Below are 22,749 nucleotides of genomic sequence, written 5' to 3' on the forward strand. Positions count from 1 at the left end.
GCTTTCAAGGCGCCGGCCCCGGGCCCGCTTTTCCTGTCCTTTTCTGCGGGTGCGAGGGGTGTAGCGAGGAGAGCTCAATGACCGATAAAGTCGCCAAACTCGTCATCGGAGACCAGACCCACGAATTCCCGATCCTGAGCGGTTCGGTGGGTCCGGATGTGATGGATATTCGATCGCTTTATGCCAAGACGGGACTGTTCACATACGACCCGGGTTTCACATCAACGGCGGCCTGCGATAGCGCCATCACCTACATCGATGGCGACAAGGGCGAACTGCTCTATCGCGGCTATCCCATCGAGCAACTGGCCGACAAGTCCAACTACCTCGAAGTCTGCTATCTGCTGCTCTATGGCGAGCTGCCGACCAAGGCCCAGTTCAAGGACTTCGAGCAGCTGGTGACGCGCCACACCATGGTGCATGAGCAGATGCACTATTTCTATCGCGGCTTCCGTCGCGACGCGCACCCCATGGCCATCATGACCGGCGTGGTTGGCGCAATGGCGGCGTTCTACCATGACTCGACCGACGTCAATGATCCGCAGCAGCGCGAGATTGCCTCGATCCGCATGATCGCCAAGATGCCGACCATTGCGGCGATGGCGTATAAATATTCGGTAGGCCAGCCCTTCGTTTATCCGCGCAACGACCTCGATTATGCGTCGAACTTCCTGCACATGTGCTTCTCGGTTCCGGCCGAGGAATACAAGGTCGATCCCAAGATCGCCCGGGCCATGGACCTGATCTTCACGCTTCATGCCGACCACGAGCAGAATGCCTCGACCTCGACTGTACGCCTTTCGGGTTCGTCAGACGCCAATCCGTTCGCTTGTATAGCCGCCGGCGTCGCGTGCCTCTGGGGTCCCGCTCATGGCGGCGCCAACGAGGCTTGCCTCAACATGCTGCGCGAAATTGGCACGGTTGACCGCATTCCCGAATTCATCGCCCGCGCCAAGGACAAGAACGATCCGTTCCGCCTGATGGGCTTTGGCCACCGCGTTTACAAGAACTTCGATCCGCGCGCCAAGGTCATGCAGGCCACGGCCAAGGAAGTGCTGGAGATTCTGGGCGTCGGCAACAACCCGACGCTGCAGGTCGCCCAGGAACTCGAACGCATCGCGCTCGAAGACCAGTACTTCATCGACCGCAAGCTGTATCCGAACGTCGATTTCTACTCGGGCGTGATCCTCGATGCGATCGGCTTCCCGACCTCGATGTTCACGGTCCTGTTTGCTGTGGCCCGCACCGTTGGCTGGATCAGCCAGTGGAAGGAAATGATCGGCGACCCGCAAAAGAAGATCGGCCGTCCGCGCCAGCTCTACAACGGCGCGGTGGCTCGCGACTACGACGCCGGTTGATTGCGCCAGATTGACAGGACCTGCTCCGCCGGGTCCTGTCGCTGATACGGCGGCATGCCCGCCTCCATCAAAGCATAAAGCTCGCCAAAGGCCGCAATCTGGTCCTGGCGGGCTTTTTTGTCGGCCAGAAGCCCTGCGACAATCGGAGACACCTGATCTGCTGTCAGCGGCGCTGATACCATCTCGGGGACGACGGGGCGATCAAGAATAATATTGGGCAACGAAACCTGAGGGCGGCCAAGCTTATCGAATACACGCGCCTGATGGCCGTCGAGGGCATAGATCACGGCCATGGGGACGCGCGCCAGGGCCAGTTCAAGGGTCACGGTGCCGGAGACGCAGACAGCCGCGATTGCGGACGCATAGAGTTCGCGCCGGGCACCCCGATTGTCCACGAGTCGAACCGGGACCGGCCAATTGCGGGTTTCCGCGGACAATCGCTCGCGCAGGCGCGGCAAGGTCGGGATGACGAATTCGGTGATTTCGTCGCGCCCGGCGAGATCGCCAACCATGGCGGCGAGAACCGGCAGGTGCCGCCGCAACTCCCCTTCCCGGCTGCCCGGCAACAGCACCAGCGCCCCCCGGTCGGGCGTCTGCCGCGCGGGCAGACCCTCGGCAAGCGCGGGATGGCCGACGTAAGTCGTGGCCGGACCGTCGAGCCGATCCATGGCCGCGGGCTCGAACGGCAAGACGGCCAGGACGGCGTCAAACAGAGGCTTCAACTTGGCTGCGCGCTCGGGATTTCTGGCCCAAACCGAGGGGGCGACGTAGAGAATCAGCGTGCCGGAAAAACCGCGCTTTCTCAGCTTTGCGGCCAACAGGCGCGAAAAGTCCTGGGCATCGACGAGAACGACCACATCGGGACGCTCGGCCAGGATTGCCCGCGCTGTCTGCTCCAGCCGCCAGAGCAGCTTGGGGAGATTGAGCAGCACATCGGTGATGCCCATGACAGCGAGATCAGACATGGGAAAGAGGGATTGAATCCCTTGGCCGGCCAATTCATCGCCGCCAACACCCGATAGCGACAGCGTAACCCGTTGCCGAAGGCGCGCGACCAGATCGGCGGCAATGCGATCACCGGATGGCTCGCCGGCCAGAATGAACAGGCGCAGCGGGTCACTCATGGCCATCTCCGGCGCCGATGCTATTCGGTCTCGTGGCCGTTGCGCGGCAGGAGAATCGGGCGATCCTTGGCATCGGCGATAAAGGCCACAACGTCTTGCACCAGCTCATCGTCACGGAACAATTCGGCAGCGTCTTCCACCCGCTCGCGCAAGGTGCCCTCGCTGGCAAAAATCTGGCGATAGGCAGCGCGAAGGCGATGGATGGCTTCACGGTCGAATTTGCGGCGCTTGAGGCCGACGAGGTTCAGGCCTGTCAGCGTCGCGCGATTACCCAGGGCCATGCCATAGGGGATGACGTCGCCATCGACCATGGACTGGGCACCGATGAAGGCGTGGGCACCGATGCGGGTGAACTGATGGATGACGCAGGTGCCGCCGAAGATGACGTTGTCGCCGACATGCACATGACCGGCAATGCCGACATAATTGGCCATGACGACATTGTTGCCGACGATGGCATCATGGGCGACGTGGGCATTGGCCATCATCAGGCAATTGTCTCCAATCCGGGTGACCATGCCCCCGCCCTCGGTGCCGGGATTGATGGTGACCGATTCGCGGATCGTGCAATTTTCGCCGATCTCGAGACGAGAGTCCTCGCCATGAAACTTGAGATCCTGCGGCTGATGTCCGACAGAGGCGAACGGAAAGATGCGCGTGCCAGCGCCAATGCTCGTATTGCCTTCCACGACGACGTGGGAAACCAGCTCGACATTGTCACCGAGGACCACCCGGGCACCAACGATGCTGTAGGGCCCGACGCGAACGCCGGATCCGAGCCTGGCACCGTCTGCGATGATGGCAGTCGAGTGAACGAGCGGTGCGCTCACGAGGGCACGCCGACAATCATTGCGGTGATTTCGGCTTCGGCGATGATCACACCGTTGACCTTGGCCTTGGCTTCGTAACGGCCAACATTGCGGCGGCGGTGCATCTTGGAGATGTGGAATTCAATGGTGTCGCCGGGCCCGGCAGGCTTGCGGAAGCGCGCATTGTCGACGCCCAGCATCAGGACGATGTTCTTCTGACCACCGGTTGAATCGTGCTTGATGACGATGGCACCAGCGGTCTGCGCCATGCCCTCGATGATCAGCACACCGGGGAAGATCGGATTGCCCGGAAAATGGCCGAGGAAGATCGGCTCATTGAACGTGACGTTCTTGATGCCGACAGCCGATTCATCGCCATTGATGTCGACGATGCGATCAATCATGAGGAAGGGATAGCGGTGTGGCAGCGCTTCCAGAATTTCAGCAATGCTCATGGCATTGAGCTCGGTTACGGCGGTGGTATCGTTCATCCCCGCTTCTCCCCCTTCGACAGTTTCCGCATGACGGCGAGTTCTCGCCAAAAATCTCTTATATCCTGTGCCGGAGCACCGGCAAGTTTGGAACCGGCAGGCCAGTCCTTTGTCACCGCCGCCCGGCCGTGAACCATGGATCCCGCTCCGATGCTCAGGTGGCCCGAGGTTCCAACGCCGCCGCCCAGCAATACGCCATCGCCTAGGATGGTCGAGCCGGACAGTCCGCTCATAGAAGCAATCAGGCAATAGCGGCCAATACGGCAGTTGTGACCAATCTGGACCAAGTTATCGATCTTGGTCCCTTCACCGATCACCGTGTCGCCCAAAGCGCCCCGGTCGATCGTGCTATTAGCGCCCACCTCGACCTTGTCCTGGACTATCACTCGACCAAGCTGGGGAATCTTGCGGTTTGACTGGCCGAAGTCGAGCCAGCCAAAGCCTTCCGTGCCGATGCGAACCCCAGAGTGTATGACCACGTCATTGCCCAGGTGCGCGCAATCGATGGTGCAATTGGCAGCGATAGTACAGTTCCTGCCAATGGTGACACCGGCCCCGATGACGGTATTTGCGCCAATGACGGTGCCGCGTCCGATCTCGACGCCGGCGCCGACGACCACATTGGTCCCCAGTGTTACGTCGCGTTCAAAGATCGGCGCGCCGAGATCGTCGCGACCCGATGCGATGACCGACCGCGTGCTGGCTGGATAGAGCGCATCCAAGAGATCAGCGAACAGATGATGTGGCTTGTCTACGGCAATGGCGATGCAGCCAGCCGGGACGGCGTCACGCAAGGCGGGGGCGACAAGCACCACTCCGGCCGCGGTACGGCGCAATTCCTCGACATAGCTGGGTTGCGCAGCAAGGGCCAAATCGCCCGGCTCGGCCAGATCGAGATCCGACGCGCCTGTCACCACGTGGTCGGCCGCCGATATGTTCTGTGCCAGATCAGCGCGGCCTATCTGGGCCAGCAAAGCGCTCAAAGTGAACGGGCCGGCGAAGCGGTGAAAGCGGGTGTCGACCATTACATCACTTAAAAAAAGAGAGAGCCGCGGCGCTACCGCCCCGCGGCTCTAAAACTTTCTCACGCTGCTCGGACTAGAGCAAGGTCGAGATGGTGAACTGGAACATCTGTGTCCGGTCGTCGGTCGACTTGTTCAGCACGTGAGCGAAGTCGCCACGGAGCGGGCCAAACGGCGAGTCCCAGATAAGCGATGCACCGACGGAGGTCCGCCAAGGCTGATCATTGCTGGTAGCAACAGCGCCAGCACCACCCAGGATGTCGCTGCTGTCACCAATCCAGGCAGCGTCGGCCCAGACCGCACCGCTCAGACCGTAGTTCTCTGGCAGACCGGGGATGGGGAACTCGATTTCGCCCGAGATACCGGCAAACATCGTCGTGCCGACATATTCGCCAGTCCCCAGGCGCGGACCGAAGCCCCTGCCCTCGAAGCCGCGGATCAACTGCGAACCCGGCGTGAAGGCTTCAACCGGATGCACCGAACCGCCGTCCAGGCTGTTGATAACACCGGCCTGGCCGCGGACGCTTGCCACCATGCCGCTGTCTGGAATGAGCGGCATGAAGTAGCGAGCGCGCGCCTCGCTGCGCAGCAGGTTATGATCCCAGCCGATGTATTGCTGGGAGAAGGTGGCATAGAGGCCCTCGGTCGGGTTCTTGACGTCGTCGACGCCATTCCAGGTGAGGGTGTAGCCGACGAAAGCCTTGTTGAACGTATCGCCATCGTTGACCAAGGTCGAATTAGGTGCATCGACATCCTTGATCAGCTTGCGCTCGTAGCCGCCGAAGAACTGGGCATTGAGAGCGCTGGTCAGCGGCACGCCGACGCGCAGCTGGCCACCGGTCGTTTCCGAGCCGTAGTAGCTGGTGGAGGTTTCGTCGTTGATGCGGTGATAGGCATCAACACCAGCCGAAACCTTGAGCCCCATGAAGCGCGGCTCAGTGAACGAGAAGTCAAAGGTGCGGCCCGACTGCGAAGCGCCAATGGCGGCACGCAGATACTGACCACGACCCAGGAAATTGCGTTCGGTCAGCGAAAGCTCGCCCAGGATGCCGTCGGAGGTCGAGTAACCTGCCGTCGCACCGTATTCACCGGTCGAGGTTTCTTCGACATTGATGTTGAGCACGATCTTGTCCGGCGAAGAGCCTGGACCGGTGGTCACATCAACCTTGGAGAAGAAACCAAGGGCGTCGATATTGCTGCGTCCGCGAACAACCATCGAGCGGTTGAACGGGTCGCCTTCAGCAAAATCGAGCTCGCGACGAATGACGAAGTCGCGGGTCTTGACGTTGCCCGTAATGTTGATGCGCTCGACATAAATGCGGGCACCCTCGTCCACCAGATAGGTGACGTTGAAGGTGTTGGTCGCAACATCGCGGTCGAGACGAGCGCGCACGTCAGCGAAGGAATAGCCCTGGGCGGTCGCCTCATATGCCATGTCTTCGATGGACGTCTGCAGGTCGAGCACAGAATAGGTCGCGCCCTGGCCAGTCCGCACGGTGCCCCGCAGCGCATCGGTATTGAGGCCATCAATGCTGGTCTCGATGCCGACGGTGCCGAATTCGTACTTCTGGCCTTCATTCACCGTCACGTTGATGAAATAGGCGTTGCGGGCAGCATCATATTCGGAGACCGAATTGACCTGCGCGTCGGGGAAGCCGCGGTTGGCGTAGTACAGACGAATGCGCTCGCGATCGACCGCCATCTTCTGCTCGTCATAGGTATCGTCGCGGAGCAGCCAGCTCAGGACGCCCGATTCCTTGGTGAGCATCGTGCCTTTGAGATTATTGGCACCGATCGAATTATTGCCGGTGAAGTTGATCGCCGCGATACCCGCGCGCTCCCCTTCGTTGACCGTGAAGATCACACGAACGCGACCATCGTCGGTCGCTTCAGTCCGCGCCGTCACGGAAACCGAGGTGAAACCATCGCGGTCATAGGCCTGGCGAATGCTTTCGATGTCTGCATTCAGGCGCTGCTGGCTGAAAATACCGGAGGTCGACATATCGACCATTGCCAGAAGCTGGCTGTCCGGGAAGCGACGGTTGCCCTCGAAGAGCACCGAAGCAACCAATTGCTCCTGTGCCTGTGCTGTCACGACGCCAAGGATAGGCAGGCCAGCGACCATGGGGGAAGCCCCCAGGATTGCGATCGCCGAAACCGCGCCACGCATCAGCTTGGTGGGGTGAGTCATATTGTTATTGCCTTCTTGCGACCGGCTCGGAGAATCGCCATGCACAGCGCTCCCCCAAGCTAACTCCATTGGACTGTTTTACTGTTTTTTTAACCAGGAACAAGGCGTCAGTGCCTTCGCGGTTAGTAATTCATTGGCACCCGTGTATTCGTGCAACACCTTGCAAACCAAGGTTAACAGTGCGTTAGCGCAAAATACCGAAATGGTCGAACACCGTGTCGTTGAACAATGTGAAGACCATCAGTGCCAGCACCAGGGCAAACCCGAACCTGAACCCGATTTCCTGGATCCGCAGGCTGAGGGGGCGGCCCCGAATGGCCTCGACCAGATAGTACATCAGATGTCCACCGTCGAGCATGGGCACCGGCAACAGGTTGAAGACCCCGATATTGAGGGAGAGGAGCGCCATGAGGTTGATGAGGGCGACGATGCCAAGGGTGGCGACCTCGCCGGAGACCTTGGCGACCTTTACCGGTCCACCCAGTTGCTCCACGTCACCGCGGCCGACGAAGAAGTCCCCCAGGAATGCGGCGGTTCGCTGCACGATGAAGCGGATTTCCTCGAGCGTCATGCCCACGGCCTCGACCGGACCGGGCCGATAGAGGACCACGTCAGCGTCTTCAACGTCCCGGGTGACCCCGATTCGTCCGATCCGCTGCTCATTGCCAAATCGATCTTCGACCTGCACAGCTTCAGGCACCAGCGTCAGGTTTTGTGTCTCGCCGTTGCGTTTCAGCTCGACTGAAACAGGGCGCTCCGGGCTGGTGGCGACATAGCGCTGGAAATCTTCAAAGCCGCGAACAGCATAGCCATCGACAGCGATGATTTCGTCGCCTGCGAGAAATCCGGCGGATTCGGCAACTGAACCGGCCAGCACCTCACCGATTACCGGTGTGATGGTGTAGCGGCCATAGCCCAGCAGCAGAGCGTAGAGGATGAGGAAGGTCAGAAGCACATTGGCCAGCGGGCCGGCGGCGACAATGGCAATGCGTTGCCAGACATTCTTGTTGACGAAAAGTCGCGGGGCCAATTCCGGCGGCGCCTTTTCGATGACATCAGCGTCGTGCCCGCCGGCGGGGTTCATGTCGCCAACAAAGCGCACATAGCCGCCGAGCGGGATAGCCGAAATGCGCCACCGCGTGCCGTGCCGGTCGTTCCAACCGATCAGTTCGCGCCCAAAGCCGACGGAAAAAGTCTGGATCGCCACGCCGTTCCAACGGGCAACCAGATAGTGGCCCATTTCGTGGACGAAGACGATGACCGTGAGCACCACAAGGAAGGGCACGATGTAGGACAGGAGCCAGAAGGCGAAATCAAACATGCAGTATCCAATTCAGGTGTGCCCCAAAAAGGAGCCGGCGCACTACCAATGGAGCAAACCTTCGGCGATTGCGCCGAATCCGGCGTGGGACATGCCCACGATTGCCACCAGGAACACGCCGAATGTGAGGCTATCGAGCCGATCCATCAACCCGCCATGACCAGGAATGATGTCGCCACTGTCCTTGATGCGGAAGAATCGCTTGATGGCACTTTCGGACAAGTCGCCCGCCTGCCCCAGTATGCTGATTGTCGCGGACAGCAAGATGCCGATCCAGATGGGAGAGTCGGTGACCCAGATCCAGACCAGCAACCCGGCACCAGTCCCCAATGCGAGGCCGCCAAGCGCGCCCGACCAGGTCTTGGATGGCGAAATGTCGGGCGCCAGCTTTTCGCCGCCGATCTGGCGGCCGGTGAAAAAGGCGGCAGAGTCCGTCATCCAGACCACGGTGCCCAGATAGAGCCCTGCCCAGATGCCGGCGTTGCCGGTGCCGCGCATCGCGATGAGGGAGATAATGAGCAGACCAAACAGCACCAGCCCGCCGATGCGCCAGGCCAGGTGCTCGCGCCCCATGAAGATCGCCAGGACGCAGGCCAGTGCGATTGTTGCCAGTGAACCGACAATGCCAAGGAGCAGATAGAGCAGACCGGAAACCCCAACGAGGCCGATCAGCAGCCAACCCATTGGCGTGAGCGGGGCGCGGGAGACCATGGTTTCCCATTCTCGATAGGCGCCGCCGTAAACGGCCCCGACTACGGCCGCGAACAGATAGCTGCCAACATAGATTGCCGTTGCGGTCAGGGCGATCAGTACGGCAGCTGAAGCGAGGCGCGGACCAATATCGGCCCAGGAACGCCGGGTCTGTCTGGAAGGTTCTGGCTGGGGACCGCCCGGTTCGCTCAACTCGCCGTCGCTCCAATGCCGCCAAACCGCCGGTCCCGCTGGGAATAGGACTCGAGGACCCGGATGAAGCTGGCCTCGTCAAAATCGGGCCAATGCTCATCGACAAAGACGAATTCAGCGTAGGCGGCCTGCCACAACAGGAAATTCGACAGGCGCTGTTCGCCGCTGGTACGGATGATCACGTCAGGGTCGGGCATGCCGGCGGTATAGAGCGCATCGCCTAGCCGCTTCTCGTCGATTGCTTCCGGATCGAGCCGACCGGCGGCCACTTCGCGGGCCAGGTGGCGAGCGGCAGCAACAATCTCAGTTTTGCTGCCATAGTTGAAGGCAACAACCAGTGTCAGGCCCGTGTTCGCGTGGGTCTTGGCCTCAACATCCTCGATCAACCGCACCAGGGACGGGTCGAGATCCTGGCGGGAGCCGATGATCCGCACGCGGACATTGTTGCGGATTAAGCGCTGCAGGTCTGATGCAACAAAGCGACGCAAAAGATTGAAAATGAAAGAAATCTCGTCGGGCGGCCTGGACCAGTTCTCGGACGAGAAGCTGAACACCGTCAGGTAGCCGACGCCATAATTGATGCAGTGCTCAACGAGGCCGCGCAGGGCCTTGACGCCCTCGACATGCCCCTCGGTCCGGCGCTTGCCGCGCAGCTTGGCCCAGCGACCATTGCCGTCCATGATAACGCCAAGATGGCGCGGAATCTTAAGGCCCGCGCCCGTCTCGACGTTAACACTGGCGGCCGGTTCCCCTGCCATTGACGCCCTCCCGGCGCGAGATCAGCGGGTCACTCAGACCTGCATGATCTCCTGTTCCTTGTGTGCCACGATGGTGTCGACTTCGGCGACAGCGTCATCGGTGGCTTTCTGCACCAGTTCGGACTGCTTCTTGACGTCGTCCTGGCTCATGTCGCCGTCTTTCTCCGCCTTTTTCAAGGCATCCATGCCGTCGCGACGAATATGGCGCACGGCGACACGGGCCTGTTCGGCATAAGTGTGGGCAACCTTGGCCAGTTCCTTGCGGCGCTGCTCGTTGAGCTCGGGCAAGGGAACACGGATCACCTGGCCTTCACCCATTGGATTGAGGCCCAGGCCACTGTCGCGAATGGCCTTTTCGACGGCATTTGCCATTGAACGGTCCCAAACCTGAACCGAGAGCATGCGCGGCTCGGGAACGGTCACCGTTGCGACCTGGCTCAGCGGCATGCGCGAGCCATAGGCCTCAACCGATACCGGATCGAGCAAGCTGGCGCTGGCCCGGCCAGTCCGCAAGCCGCCCAATTCGTCCTTGAGTGAAGCGACGGACTTCTGCATCCGGGTCTTGAGGTCGTTGAGATCGTACGTCGAGGCCATTGCCGTTTCCTTCCAGTCTTGTGCCAGATATGGGTCGCTTGACAGGTGTCTGCGCCGATCCGGTTCTACTTTTGCTCCCGGGGGAGCGACGCCACGGTCCGTTGTCGCGCTAGAGCGGGTGGCCCACACGTGTAGACCGCCCCCTGCCCTCCAATACGCCCGAAAGACCGGCTTCGTCATCCAGAGCATACACGACTATCGGCATGGCGTTGTCGCGGGCAAGCGCGAAGGCGGCAGTATCCATCACCTTGAGGTTCTGCTGAATAACCTCGTCATAGCCGATAGCATCATAGCGGGTGGCCGTCGGGTCCTTTTTCGGATCAGCGGAATAAACCCCATCGACCTTGGTGCCCTTGAGCACCACGTCGCATTCCAACTCGATGGCGCGCAAGGTGGCTGCCGTATCGGTGGTGAAAAACGGATTGCCGGTGCCGCCGCCCAGAACGACCACAAAGCCTTCCTCCAGGGCGAGCTTGGCGTCGCGTGCGGTGAAGGTATCCGCCACTGAAGGCATGGTCGCTGCGCTAAAGGGCTTCGACATGACACCCTGGCGCATGATGGCATTGCTGAGGGCCAACGCATTGATCATGGTGCCCAGCATGCCCATCAAATCGGCCGTGACCCGGTCGGTGCCGTCGGCAGCGCCGGCCATGCCGCGAAAGATGTTGCCGCCACCCACTACAATGGCGACCTGGACGCCGGAGCGGGCTACGTCGGCAATCTGCTTGGCGACGGCCTGGAGGAAAGGTGGCTCGATGCCAAATGAATTGTCACCGGCAAGCGCCTCACCCGAAACCTTGAGCAAAATGCGCTTGTGAACTGGTGACATCGGCCGGACCCCTTGATCAGAAAAATATGCGGGCCACCGAATCCGGCGGGCCCGGCGAACCCTAAGGCAAAACACTCAGCAAATGAAGCCGAGGCTCTACATGAGAGGACTGTGAAATTCGTGAGCTCGATCCAGATAATAGCGCGTTCTGGAGAGCGGAGGACGGGCCCTTGGGCCCATCCTCAAGATGGTTCGGCTTACTTGACGCCGGCAGTGGCCGCCACTTCAGCGGCGAAGTCGCTTTCGACCTTTTCGATGCCTTCGCCAAGGGCGAAACGCACGAAACGGGTCAGCTTGATCGGAGCGCCGGCATCCTTTTCGGCGTTCTTGATCGCGTCGGCAACCTTGGTCTCGCCGTCGATGACAAAGACCTGGCTGAGCAAGGTGACTTCTTCGAAGTACTTGCGCATACGGCCTTCGACCATCTTTTCGGCGATCTCGGCAGACTTGCCGCTTTCCTTGACCTGCTCGAGAATGATGGCGCGCTCACGGGCGACAACGTCCTGATCCAGTTCTTCGACCGAAATGGCCTGCGGCTGGGCGGCAGCAATGTGCATGGCCAGCTGCTTGCCGAGAGCCGACAGGGCAGCCTTGTCGCCGGTCGATTCAAGCGCAACCAGGATACCGATCTTGCCCAGGCCGGGCTTGACCGCGCTGTGGATGTAGCTTTCGACGACGCCGTCGGTCACCGAGACCGTCTGCGTGCGGCGCAGGTTCATGTTCTCGCCGATCTTGGCGATGGCTTCGGTCAGCTCAGCCGAAACAGAGTGGCCGGTGCCGGGGAACGGCATTTCGCCCAGCTTGACGACGTCGCCATCGGCGTCGAGCGCCAGCTTGGCAACGGTGCCGACGATGTTCTGGAACTGCTCGTTGCGCGCAACGAAATCGGTCTCGGAGTTGACTTCAACAGCGGCGGCCTTGGTGCCGGCGGTAACAACGCCAACCAGACCTTCGGCAGCAACGCGATCGGCCTTCTTGGCAGCCTTGGCAAGGCCACGGGTGCGCAGCCAGTCGACCGCAGCTTCCAGATCGCCGTTGGTTTCGGCCAGTGCTTTTTTGCAGTCCATCATCCCGACGCCAGTCGAGTCGCGGAGCTGCTTGACCATTGCAGCAGTGATTTCCATGGGTTCACCTCTTGGCGGCCCCTTGCGGGGCGGCTTTTTGAGTAGGGATCAGTCTGTGTTGAGCATGATCGTGCGGGAGAACCGATATTCGCTTTTCCCAATCATGCGCCAGCCCGCATTCGGGCTGGACGTGCCTCCCAGCCAAGGAAGGCACGCCTAGACGACGATTAGTTGACGGCGGTTTCGCCTTCGGTCGGCAGGTCCTCAGCCGGAGCTTCGGATGCAGAGCCGAGGTCGGTGCCCAGGGCGCTCGACGAACGGCCAATGCCGTCGATGGCAGCGCGCGAGATCAGCGAGACATAAAGCTCGAGAGCGCGGCTGGCGTCGTCATTGCCGGGGATGGCGAAATCGACGATGTCGGGATCGCAATTGGTATCAACAATGGCAACGACCGGGATGCCCAGACGACGGGCTTCCTTGATGGCGTTTTCTTCCTTGTTGGTGTCGATCACGAACAGCAGGTTGGGCAGGTTGCCCATGTCCTTGATGCCGCCCAGGTCGCGCTCAAGACGCTCCTGCTCGCGGGACATCATCAGGCGCTCCTTCTTGGTGCGCAGGGACAGATCGGCCTCGCTCATCGACTCAAGCTCGCGCAGGCGGGCAATCGAGTTCGAGATGGTCTGCCAGTTGGTCAGCGTGCCGCCGAGCCAACGGGAATTGACATAGTACTGGGCCGACTGCTTGGCGGCATCGGCCACCAGCGGGGCAGCCTGACGCTTGGTGCCGACGAAGAGCACGCGGCCGCCATCGGCAACGGTGTCAGACACAAGCTGCAGGGCGCGGCTGAGGGCCGGCACGGTCTGGCTCAGGTCGAGGATGTGGATGTCGTTGCGAACGCCGAAGATGTAGCGTTCCATCTTCGGGTTCCAGCGGTGCTTCTGGTGGCCGAAGTGAACACCAGCTTCGAGAAGCTGACGCATAGAGAATTCTGGCAGTGCCATGATGGGCTGCTCCTTTACCGGTTGATGCCTCCACGAAGCCTTGCAGCGGAACCCGCCACCGGTTGGATTTCCAGCAAAGGAAAGCCTGCTTCGTGTGTGAAATCACGTTCGACCCATGCCGAACGCGTGCGTGCTATATGCGAACAAGGCCAGAGAAGCAAGCCACCGGCCCCTGCGTGGGCAATTCTTCGCATTTTCACAACAAGTTCAAGGAACAGTTGGGCCCTTCATGCTATTGTTTGATCATAGACCCGCGCCCAGACGCGGGGTCAAGGGTGAGAGCCCCTGAGCGAGGGAGGAAGGGCCGATGGCTCGCCTCCCCCGCGCTTTTCTGGGCAATCGCATCGACGAAATCCAGAGTCAGGTCGCGCTGCTGATCCTCGGATCAAGTCCGAGGAGCAAAGCCGTTGCCACTTTTTCTGGAAACGCGCTCCGGTTCTCGACATTTTCGGCTGGGCCCGAGCTGAATGGCAATGGGGCCTAGGCGAAGCGGACGTCGGTCACCCCATCCAATGCCTTGATGCCTCCCGCCACTTCGGGCGTGATGTTGTACTTCCCGGGCAGTTCGATCTCATATTCACGGGCGCCGCCATCGCGGATGACCACGAAATTGACGGTGCCATTACCGCCGCGCTTGAGCTGGGCGCTGATGGCCCCCAAAGCCTTGGCGTCGGCCGTGAAAACGGTCAGCTGCCGATCAACGCGTTCCGCGAGGCCCTCGATGGGCTCTGCCGAAATCAGGCGGAGGCTGATGCCCTCGGCGCGCTCATCGGCGCCCACCTGGAGTATGACCGAATTGCCAGGCTGCAGGATGGCGCCGTATTCGTTGATCTGCTCGGAAAAGGCAATGGTTTCAAAGGTGCCGCTCTGGTCGGACAAGGACAGGATCATCATCGGCGTGCCCTTACGCGTTCGCCTGTCGTTACGCGATGAAATGGTTCCGGCGAGACGCCCGGCCCCTGCCCCATCCTTGACCGCGCGCTCGAAATCACTCCAGCGCTGGACGCGAAGCTTCTCAAAGAGATCGGTATAGGCGTCGAGCGGATGGGCCGAGAGGTGGAAGCCGATGGCGGCCAGTTCGCGATCGGCGCGTTCGGTGGAATTCCATACGGCGACGCCCGTGGGCAGGCGGAACGGCTCTTCCTCGACACTATCGAACATGGAGACCTGGCCGCTGCTGCGGTCAGCCGTCAGGGCCTGCGCCGTGCCAATGACTGTTTCAACGGCGGCAAAGGCGACTTCGCGCCGTGGCGCCAGACCATCGAAGGCGCCAGCATTGACCAGGGTTTCGAGCGTGCGTTTGTTGAGAACGCGCGGATCGACCCGGCGGGCGAAATCTCCGAGATCCTTGAACGGCGTATCGCCCCGCACTTCGACAATGTGTTCTGCCATGGCGCGGCCCACGCCCTTGACCGCCGACAGACCATAATGAACGCGGTCGTTCTTGACCGAGAACACGACCTCGGACTGGTTCACGCAGGGCGGGACAACCTCGATACCCTTTTTGCTCGCTTCGCGACGGAAATCGGCCAGCTTGTCGGTCTGGGCCATGTCGAGCGTCATCGACGCTGCATAGAACTCGTGCGGATAGTGTTCCTTGAGATAGGCGGTTTGATAGGAGACCCAGGCATAGGCCGCCGCATGGCTTTTGTTGAAGCCGTAGTTGGCGAACTTGGCGAGCAGGTCGAAGATTTCGTCGGCCAGCGCTTCCTTGACGCCCTCCTTGGCCGAACCGTCGCGGAAACGAACGCGCTGGCGGTCCATTTCCGCGCGGTCCTTCTTGCCCATGGCGCGGCGCAACATGTCGGCTTCGCCCAGCGAGTAGCCTGACAGGAGTTGGGCGATCTGCATCACCTGTTCCTGATAGACGATGATGCCGTAAGTCTCGTCGAGCACTGTCGACAGCGTCGGATGCGGATAGGCGACATCCTCGCGACCATGCTTGCGATCAATGAAACTCGGGATGTTGTCCATCGGGCCAGGCCGATAGAGCGCGTTCATGGCGATCAGGTCTTCGATGCGGTCGGGCTTCAACTCCATCAGGGCCCGGCGCATGCCGGCGCTTTCAAACTGGAAGATGCCGTAGGTGTCGCCACGGGCATAAAGCTTGTAGGTCGCCGCGTCATCGATGGGGATGGCGTCGATGTCGAGTTCGACACCCCGTTTTTTCACCATGTCCACGGCGTAGCGGATGGTGGTCAGGGTTTTCAGACCCAGGAAGTCGAATTTGACGAGGCCGGCGGGCTCGACCCATTTCAGGTTGTATTGCGTCACCGGCATGTCGGAACGCGGATCGCGGTAGAGCGGCAGCAGCTCCTGCAATGGCCGGTCGCCAATAACGATGCCGGCAGCATGGGTCGAGGCGTGGCGGAAGAGTCCTTCGAGCGCCTTGGAAATCTCGACGAGCTGGGCGACGGTCTCGTCCTCGTCGGCCATCTGCTTGAACTGCGGCACCTCTTTCATGGTGCGCTCGATGGACCATGGATCGGCCGGGTTGGCAGGCACGAGCTTACAGATGCGGTCGACCTGGCCATAGGGCATCTGCAGGACGCGTCCGACGTCGCGCAGCACGGCGCGGGCCTGGAGCGTACCAAAGGTGATGATCTGCGCGACCTGGCTGGACCCGTATTTGTCCTGCACATAGTCGATGACTTCCTCGCGCCGGTCCTGGCAGAAGTCGATGTCGAAGTCCGGCATCGAGATGCGCTCGGGGTTGAGGAAGCGCTCAAACAGCAGGTTGTAGCGCAAGGGATCGAGGTCGGTGATGGTGGTGGCATAGGCCACGAGAGAACCGGCACCCGAACCACGGCCCGGTCCAACCGGGATATCGTGCGCCTTGGCCCATTGGATGAAGTCGGCCACGATGAGGAAATAGCCGGGGAACTTCATCTTTTCGATGATGCTCAGCTCAAACTCGAGCCGGTCGCGGTATTCCGCTTCGCTCTTGCCGGGGGCGATGCCGGTGACCGCGAGGCGTTTATCGAGCCCCTCCATGGCGATCCGGCGCAATTCGAGCGCCTCGGCAGCGACAATCTCGTCCTCGGTGTCGTGCGATCCTGCGGCAAATTTCGGCAGGATGGGGCCACGGGTGCGCGGGCGGAAGGCAATGCGGCGCGCAATTTCTATGGTCGAATCCAGCGCCTCGGGCAGGTCGGAGAACAACTCGACCATTTCGGCACGGGTCTTGAAATAATATTGGTCGTTGAGCTTGCGGCGCTCATTTTGGGCCAGCACCGATCCACCGGCGATGGCCAAGAGCGCATCATGCGCCTCATATTCCCTGGCCGTCTTGAAGAAGGGCTCGTTGGTGGCGACGAGCGGAATGCCCTTGCGGTAGGCGTAATCCACCAGACGCGGTTCCACTGCGGCTTCCATGGGGCGGCCATGGCGCTGCAATTCGATGTAGAAGCGATCACCGAACAGGTCGGCCAGCCGGTCCAGGCGCCGAACCGCATTGGCGTCCTGCCCATTGGCAAAGGCCATGTCGATGCCGCCTTCGGGGCCACCGGAGAGGCAGATGAGGCCGGATAGACTATCGCGATCCAGCCAGTCGAGGCTGGCGCGCGCCATGCCATCCTCGCCTTCGAGATAGGCGCGGGAGACGAGGCGGGAGAGATTGGAGAATCCCTGCTCGGACTGGGCCATTAGCACAATGCTGGACTTGCCCGCCCAGGCGATATGGCCGCGCTCGCTAAGGCGTTCCTCCGCAGCGGCGAAATCGACGGCCAGTTCGACGCCGATCAGGGGCTGAATGCCCTTTTTCGTGGCCTTCTCGGAGAACTCGAGCGCCCCAAAGAGATTGTTGGTGTCGGCAATGCCGAGCGCGGGCTGCGCATCCTCGGCCGCCAGCTTGAGGATGTTTTCGAGCTGCACGGCCCCCTCAAGCAGCGAGAAGGCAGAGTGAACGTGAAGGTGAATGAAGCCAGGGCCGCGCATGTGCATCTCCTGAACTGACCTTGTGGCACGGCCCGCGCGGGGTCAAACCACTCTGCGGTCAATCCACAGCCGATCACGCAAAGTGGGTGAGGATATCCATCCAGGTCAGCGAGCCGATGGTGAAGGCACCAAGGGTAACAAAAGCGGCGAGGTCTTTAACGAAGTTGAGCATCGTGGTCTCCCGTGTTTTCGTAATGTTCTTATATGTTCGATCTTTGTTCTCGTCCAGACAGGAACATCGGTGAAACCGGGGACAGCGGTTAACTGGTTAGGATTTGGTTAGGAAAAGTTCGGGAGGCGTTAAGATTCGGGACATGCCGATTGGCACCCATCCGGCACGACTCGTAGCGCCCGACCCATCCAGGGTCGTGCGTTTGCACGGTGAAAAGCGGCTTTCGCCCCAAAGGTATTAGTAAAGAAGAGGCGAAAGCCGCTTCCCACGATCGGGAGATGTGACGCATGCATCGAGCGGCCCCCGTGCAGGTGCTCATCCCCTTGGCTGTCGGCGCAGACCTTTGGCCCGGATGTTTTTAGACACCCATTGCCGCCTGTCGCCAGTCTCTTCTGTTGAGCGGCCGGTGGTCAGCATATACGCCCCCGCCCCGGCGACCCGGTGCGGCCCGTCGCCCCCCCCGCAGCGTCGTCGGCACCCCGTGTCGCCGGTGGGGATGGAGGGAGTATGGGAGAGGTTTGGGGTGCGGGGATAAGATTTTCGTGGATGCATTTTTGTTGCAGACAATACCCCCACCCAGTTTCGCTATGGCCTAAAGGCCAAGCTTCACTACCTCCCCCTGATAGGGGGAGGCGCGCAGGCGCCGAGATGCCGGTGCTGGTGATCATGACACAGCGCTTTTGTAGATCTGCGGAATCTAAAGCGTGTGCGGCACCACGAGACCGCCCTTGAGCGTTACGATCCGGTCGGCGCGGCGGGCGAGGTCGTGGTTGTGGGTGGCGATGAGGGCGGCGGCGCCTTCGTTCTTGATCAGGTCCTTGAGGGCCTCAAACACCAGGTCGCTGGTTTCGGGATCAAGATTGCCGGTGGGTTCATCGGCCAGGATGACGCGCGGATGATTGGCGGCGGCGCGGGCGATGGCGATGCGCTGCTGTTCGCCGCCGGAAAGTTCGGCCGGGCGGTGGCTGGCGCGGGGGGCGACGCCAAGCAGATCGAGCAATTCCATGGCCCTAGCCTCGGCGGCCTTCTGCTCAACGCCGGCGATGAGCTGGGGCATGACCACGTTTTCGAGCGCGGTGAATTCGGGCAGCAGGTGATGGAACTGATAGACGTAGCCCACCGTCGAGCGGCGCAACTGGGTGCGCGCGCGGTCGCCGAGCCTGCTGGTGGGCTGGCCGACGATCTCGATTTCGCCGCTCTGGGGCGATTCTAGCAGGCCGCAGAGATGCAGCAGCGTTGACTTGCCGGCACCGGACGGGGCGACGAGCGCAACCAGCTCGCCGCTTTCGACCGTGAGGTCTGCCGCTTCGAGGACGCGCACCAGGCGTTCGCCTTCGCCGTAATGACGATGCACGCCGGACAGGCGCAGATGGGGCTTACTCATAGCGCAGCGCCTCGACAGGATCGTATTGGGCGGCGCGCCAGGCCGGATAGAGCGTGGCGAGGAAACTGAGTCCCAGGGCCATCCCCACAACCACGGTTACTTCCATCGGATCGGTGCGGCTGGGCAGCGAGGAGAGGAAGAAAACCTCGGGCGGAAATAGGGTAACGCCCAGCAGGTTGGAGATCGAGGCCCGCAGCGCCTCGGCATTGGCGGCGACGATCAGCCCGAGCCCGGTGCCGACCGCCGTGCCGATAAAGCCAATGGTGGTGCCGGTGATCGAGAAGATGCGCATGATCGCACCCCGCGTCGCGCCCATGGTGCGCAGCACGGCGATGTCGGCACCCTTGTCCTTCACCAGCATGATGAGGCTGGAGATGATGTTGAAGGCTGCCACCAGGATGATCATCGAGAGGATGGTGAACATCACCACGCGCTCGACCTGCAGGGCCGAGAAGAAGGTCTCGTTGCGCTGCTGCCAATCGGTCAGCACCAGCGGGCGAACGCCGGGCGCCGATTGCAGGCGCTGACGCATGATGCCGACTTCATCGGGGTCATCGATAAACACTTCCACCGCTGAAGCGCGGGGAATGCGCATATAGGCGGCGTCGATTTCCTCATCGCTGGCCAGCGGATCGAGCTGGGCCTGGCCGGGCTTGAGCACCTCGTCGACCATGCGGAAATAATCCTGCGCGGGCTCGAGCGGCATGTACATGAAGAAGCTGTCGAACTCGACCATGCCCAGATTGTAGATGGCATTGACCGGGTAGGACCGGATCTGCGGGGTGGAGCCAAAGGGCGTCATGGCGCCATCGGGATTGATGATCTGCACAGAATCGCCAATGCCGACGCCCAAGGTCTGCGCAAGGCGATAGCCGATGGCGACGCCCTTGCTGTCATCCCACTGGTCGAAACCGCCCTGCTCTGCCGAATTGTAGAGCAAATCCAGTTTTTTCAGGTTTTCCTCGTCCATGCCGCGCACGGAAACGCCGGTCGAGGAGCCGCGACCGGAGGCCAGCACCTGGCCTTCGACGAAATAGACGGCGAAGCTGACGCCATCGACCTGTTCGAGCGCCGCCACTGTCTCACGATAGTCGGTGAACTGGCTTTCGATGGGATAGGCGGTGAAATGGCCATTGAGGCCCAGGATCTTGTCGAGCAGTTCGCCCCGGAAGCCGTTCATCACCGACATAACGACAATGAGAGTCGCCACGCCAATGGCAACACCCACCATGGTGAGGCTGGCAATGACCGAGATGAAGGCTTCCTTGCGGCGGGCGCGCAGATAGCGTCCGGCGATCATCCACTCAAAGCGGGAAAAGGGCCGGGTTGCCCGGCCTCCCGGAACTGCGCGCGCGCTGTCGGTCAAATGTCGGTCATCCGCTGGGGTTCGATCAGGCCCTTGAGGCGTGCGACCGCCCCGGTGAGCGGCAGCGTTTCGCGCTCGCCGGTCTTGCGATGCTTGATCTCGACTTCGCCGGATTTAAGGCCGCGCGGCCCCAGGATCAGCTGATAGGGAATGCCGATCAGGTCCGCCGTTGTGAACTTGGCGCCCGCACCCTGGTCGCGATCATCGTACAGCATGTCGAGGCCGGCGGCGGTCAGTTCGGCATAAAGCGCGTCGCAGGCGGCGTCGGTCTCGGCATCGCCGGCCTTCAAATTGATCAGCACGGCCTCGAAGGGCGCGACGGAAACCGGCCAGACAATGCCGTTCTCGTCATGGCTGGCTTCGATGATCGCGGGAACCACGCGCGTCAGGCCAATGCCGTAGGAGCCCATGTGGACCACGGTTTCCTTGCCGTCATTGCCGGTGACGCTGGCCTTCATCGGCTCGGAATATTTCGTGCCGAAATAGAAGATGTGACCGACCTCGATGCCGCGCGCAGAAACGCGCTTGTCCTCGGGAACGTTGGCCTCATATTCGGCCATATCGACCATTTCCTCAGTCGCGGCGTAGAGCGAGGTCCAGTCGTTGAAAATCGGCTTGAGGTCGCCGCGGAAATCGACGTCCTGGCCGGGAATGGGCTTGTCGAGCAGATCGCGGTGGCAGAACACCTGGCTTTCGCCGGTTTCGGCCAGGATGATCCACTCGTGGCTGAGGTCGCCGCCAATGGGGCCGGTGTCGGCGCGCATCGGAATGGCGGTCAGGCCCATGCGGGCATAAGTGCGCAGATAGGCAACGAACATGCGCTCATAGGCGGCGACGGCGGCTTCCTTGGTCAGGTCGAAGCTATAGGCATCCTTCATGAGGAATTCGCGCGACCGCATGGTGCCGAAGCGGGGGCGGACCTCGTCACGGAACTTCCACTGGATGTGGTAGAGATTGAGCGGCAGGTCCTTGTAGGACTTCACATAGGTGCGGAAGATGTCGGTGATCATCTCCTCATTCGTCGGTCCATAGAGGAATTCGCGCTCGTGGCGGTCCTCGATACGCAGCATCTCCTTGCCATAGGCGTCGTAGCGGCCCGACTCGCGCCAGAGATCGGCAGACTGGATGGTGGGCATGAGCAATTCGATCGCGCCGGAGCGGTTCTGCTCCTCCTCGATGATCTTTTGCACCTTCATCAGGACCTTGTAGCCCAGCGGCAACCAAGAATAGAGGCCGGACGCCTGCTGGCGGATCATGCCGGCACGCAGCATCAGCCGGTGCGAGACGATCTCGGCTTCCTTGGGAACGTCACGCAGCACCGGCAGGAAATAGCGGGAAAGGCGCATGGGAACTCCAACGGAAAAGGTCATCGACTCGAGGGTTTCGTTGATGCCCACTCAAATCGCAAGCGTCCATTCGATGCAAGCATGCAAGCTATGCAGAATCCGCTTGGCAGACCCAATTTCTATTGTTAGGGTCCGCCACAATAAAACAAAGGCGGCCCAAACCGCCGGACGTCGACAACGTCAAGGGAGGAGCGTTGGCTGCCGCTGAATAGCGTGCCTAAGACCAACGTATTGTCGAACAAACTTTTACAAGCAGGGCCCAGTGCCCTGCTTTTTTGTTTCAGGAACAACATATTATGGCCAGCACTGAAAGTTTTGTGCGAATTGCCATGGCGCAGCCCGGCACTGTGGCCGGTCCGCATTTTGATCGCACGGCGTTCAAGGTGAAGCGCACATTTGCGACGCTGGCTGCTGACGGGCTGAGCGCAAACCTCAAGTTCACGCCCGAGGAACAAGAATTCAAATGTATGGTTGCCCCTGAAATATTTCAGGCCATCGACAATGGCTGGGGACGGCAGGGCTGGACAACGATTCTCATCGTACCCGCCAGCGATGATGACATCGCGGCGGCGCTCACGATGGCGCATGCTCATGCAGTGGCAAAGACCAGGAAATAGCCACGGCGCAGCGCGGGCGCTACGGCCCCAATTGCGCATGGAAGGCGAAGGTCAGCGGTTCCAGTAGGCCTGGAGCGTTTCGTTGCTGAGGCCCCACAGCAGCAGTGCGGTCAGGGCCGCGGCGAGCGCCGTGGTGATGAGGGCCTTCATGACCAGTCGCGGTCGCACCGGCGCGCCCGGATCGGAACCGGCGACAATTTCAGCGCCAGTTTCGTGATGGCTATGGCTGCCAATGGGCAGCACTGCCACGAAGGTGAGCCACCAGACCACGAAATAGACGGCGATGAGTGAACCGATCTGCATGGGGCTTGTCTACGCGTCTTGGGGTTCAAGGGGAAGGGGCGGGATTGTCGCGGGTGCTGCCATTGCCACCGGATGTCACCCCGGGCTTGACCCGGGGCCCATCCTGAAATCTCGAAATGGGCCCGGCCTTCGCCGGGGTGACAGCTGGTGGGGGAAATGA

At 61.2% G+C, this 22,749-nt stretch carries 19 protein-coding genes; 2 read left to right on the top strand and 17 right to left on the bottom strand.

Translation table 11 applies throughout. The annotated features are described in order from the left end of the window. The first annotated feature begins 77 nt into the window (after positions 1-77). Complete coding sequence (gene gltA, locus NIM87_RS02070) at positions 78-1,358, top strand: citrate synthase (RefSeq protein ID WP_254672966.1); 1,281 nt, start codon at positions 78-80, stop codon at positions 1,356-1,358. Here the strand turns inward: gltA and NIM87_RS02075 are convergent. From NIM87_RS02075 to proS, 16 genes are all read right to left on the bottom strand, one after another. Then, on the bottom strand, positions 1,343-2,482 hold the full coding sequence (locus NIM87_RS02075) for a lipid-A-disaccharide synthase (protein ID WP_254672967.1): 1,140 nt from the start codon (positions 2,480-2,482) through the stop codon (positions 1,343-1,345). The two genes, gltA and NIM87_RS02075, sit on opposite strands and share 16 nt — an antisense overlap. Before the next feature lie 20 nt (positions 2,483-2,502). Further along, positions 2,503-3,312: an acyl-ACP--UDP-N-acetylglucosamine O-acyltransferase gene (gene lpxA, locus NIM87_RS02080; protein WP_254672968.1), complete on the bottom strand. Its 810-nt coding sequence runs from the start codon at positions 3,310-3,312 to the stop codon at positions 2,503-2,505. Beyond that, on the bottom strand, positions 3,309-3,782 hold the full coding sequence (gene fabZ, locus NIM87_RS02085) for a 3-hydroxyacyl-ACP dehydratase FabZ (RefSeq protein ID WP_254672969.1): 474 nt from the start codon (positions 3,780-3,782) through the stop codon (positions 3,309-3,311). The genes lpxA and fabZ overlap by 4 nt, the downstream gene beginning before the upstream one ends. Next, a complete protein-coding gene (lpxD, locus tag NIM87_RS02090; protein ID WP_254672970.1) occupies positions 3,779-4,807 on the bottom strand; it encodes a UDP-3-O-(3-hydroxymyristoyl)glucosamine N-acyltransferase in 1,029 nt (342 codons plus the stop codon). Before lpxD ends, fabZ begins: the two co-directional genes overlap by 4 nt. Before the next feature lie 73 nt (positions 4,808-4,880). Continuing rightward, positions 4,881-6,995 (bottom strand): outer membrane protein assembly factor BamA, encoded by a 2,115-nt coding sequence (gene bamA / locus NIM87_RS02095; protein ID WP_254672971.1) that lies wholly within the window; start codon positions 6,993-6,995, stop codon positions 4,881-4,883. A 184-nt stretch (positions 6,996-7,179) separates the two neighbouring features. After that, complete coding sequence (rseP, locus tag NIM87_RS02100; protein ID WP_254672972.1) at positions 7,180-8,316, bottom strand: RIP metalloprotease RseP; 1,137 nt, start codon at positions 8,314-8,316, stop codon at positions 7,180-7,182. 42 nt (positions 8,317-8,358) lie between these two features. After that, entirely contained in the window at positions 8,359-9,219 is an 861-nt protein-coding gene (locus NIM87_RS02105; protein WP_254672973.1) for a phosphatidate cytidylyltransferase, read from the bottom strand. Next, positions 9,216-9,977: an isoprenyl transferase gene (locus NIM87_RS02110; RefSeq protein ID WP_254672974.1), complete on the bottom strand. Its 762-nt coding sequence runs from the start codon at positions 9,975-9,977 to the stop codon at positions 9,216-9,218. The genes NIM87_RS02105 and NIM87_RS02110 overlap by 4 nt, the downstream gene beginning before the upstream one ends. A 33-nt stretch (positions 9,978-10,010) precedes the next feature. Beyond that, positions 10,011-10,571: a ribosome recycling factor gene (gene frr, locus NIM87_RS02115; protein ID WP_254672975.1), complete on the bottom strand. Its 561-nt coding sequence runs from the start codon at positions 10,569-10,571 to the stop codon at positions 10,011-10,013. Positions 10,572-10,680: 109 nt separating this feature from the next. Beyond that, complete coding sequence (pyrH, locus tag NIM87_RS02120) at positions 10,681-11,400, bottom strand: UMP kinase (RefSeq protein WP_254672976.1); 720 nt, start codon at positions 11,398-11,400, stop codon at positions 10,681-10,683. Positions 11,401-11,597: 197 nt separating this feature from the next. Then, entirely contained in the window at positions 11,598-12,524 is a 927-nt protein-coding gene (gene tsf, locus NIM87_RS02125; protein WP_254672977.1) for a translation elongation factor Ts, read from the bottom strand. A gap of 167 nt (positions 12,525-12,691) precedes the next feature. After that, the gene (rpsB, locus tag NIM87_RS02130) at positions 12,692-13,465 is read right to left on the bottom strand and encodes a 30S ribosomal protein S2 (RefSeq protein WP_254672978.1); all 774 of its coding nucleotides are present in this window, start codon (positions 13,463-13,465) and stop codon (positions 12,692-12,694) included. A gap of 480 nt (positions 13,466-13,945) precedes the next feature. Beyond that, a complete protein-coding gene (gene dnaE, locus NIM87_RS02135; protein ID WP_254672979.1) occupies positions 13,946-17,401 on the bottom strand; it encodes a DNA polymerase III subunit alpha in 3,456 nt (1,151 codons plus the stop codon). An 869-nt stretch (positions 17,402-18,270) separates the two neighbouring features. Next, complete coding sequence (locus NIM87_RS02140) at positions 18,271-18,957, bottom strand: ABC transporter ATP-binding protein (protein WP_254672980.1); 687 nt, start codon at positions 18,955-18,957, stop codon at positions 18,271-18,273. Then, entirely contained in the window at positions 18,950-20,323 is a 1,374-nt protein-coding gene (locus NIM87_RS02145; protein WP_408640042.1) for an ABC transporter permease, read from the bottom strand. The genes NIM87_RS02140 and NIM87_RS02145 overlap by 8 nt, the downstream gene beginning before the upstream one ends. After that, the gene (proS, locus tag NIM87_RS02150; RefSeq protein ID WP_254672981.1) at positions 20,320-21,669 is read right to left on the bottom strand and encodes a proline--tRNA ligase; all 1,350 of its coding nucleotides are present in this window, start codon (positions 21,667-21,669) and stop codon (positions 20,320-20,322) included. The genes NIM87_RS02145 and proS overlap by 4 nt, the downstream gene beginning before the upstream one ends. A gap of 296 nt (positions 21,670-21,965) precedes the next feature. Between proS and NIM87_RS02155 the strand changes: the two genes are divergently transcribed. Continuing rightward, positions 21,966-22,286, top strand: a complete 321-nt coding sequence (locus tag NIM87_RS02155) for an MmcQ/YjbR family DNA-binding protein (protein ID WP_254672982.1) — start codon at positions 21,966-21,968, stop codon at positions 22,284-22,286. A 51-nt stretch (positions 22,287-22,337) separates the two neighbouring features. Here the strand turns inward: NIM87_RS02155 and NIM87_RS02160 are convergent, their stop codons facing one another. After that, positions 22,338-22,589, bottom strand: a complete 252-nt coding sequence (locus NIM87_RS02160) for a DUF1467 family protein (protein ID WP_254672983.1) — start codon at positions 22,587-22,589, stop codon at positions 22,338-22,340. Positions 22,590-22,749 lie beyond the last annotated feature (160 nt).

Source organism: Devosia ureilytica, assembly GCF_024273195.1.
Taxonomy (GTDB): Bacteria; Pseudomonadota; Alphaproteobacteria; order Rhizobiales; family Devosiaceae; genus Devosia; species Devosia ureilytica.